The following is a 512-nucleotide window of genomic DNA, read 5'->3' as shown; positions in this document are numbered from 1 at the left end:
TGCTAAAAATGGTGTAATCAGTCCAGCAACGCAAGCTCAATTACAAGCGATCAAAGATCAATTAGATGCGTTGAAAGGTACAGCACAAGGCTTGGTTGATGCATTACCTGAATCAGCAGCTAAAGATAGCTTAGATGCTCGTTTAGATGCTCTAGATACAGTTGTACCAGCAGTGAACGATACAGATAGCAATGGTATTGCTGATGATGTTGATGCCGCGATTGCAGCAGCAACACAAGCGGTTCAAACTGCAGAAGCTAAGCATGATGAATTGGTAGAGGCAATTGCTGCTAAAAATGGTGTAATCAGTCCAGCAACGCAAGCTCAATTACAAGCGATCAAAGATCAATTAGATGCGTTGAAAGGTACAGCACAAGGCTTGGTTGATGCATTACCTGAATCAGCAGCTAAAGATGATCTAGATGCTCGTTTAGATGCTCTAGATACAGCTTTACCAGTAGTTAATGATTTAAATGGTGATGGTATTATTGATGCTGCCGAAGCTGCGATTG

General features: G+C 41.8%; 1 protein-coding gene. It reads left to right on the top strand.

Annotated elements, in window-relative coordinates:
- The coding region (locus CL42_RS17335) for a GA-like domain-containing protein (RefSeq protein WP_035271085.1) at positions 1-512 on the top strand (512 nt) is incomplete at both ends.

The organism is Acinetobacter sp. Ver3 (assembly GCF_000632455.1).
Classification (GTDB): Bacteria; Pseudomonadota; Gammaproteobacteria; order Pseudomonadales; family Moraxellaceae; genus Acinetobacter.
Note: the sequence above shows the minus strand (reverse complement) of the source record. Positions and strands in the feature narration are given on the sequence as shown.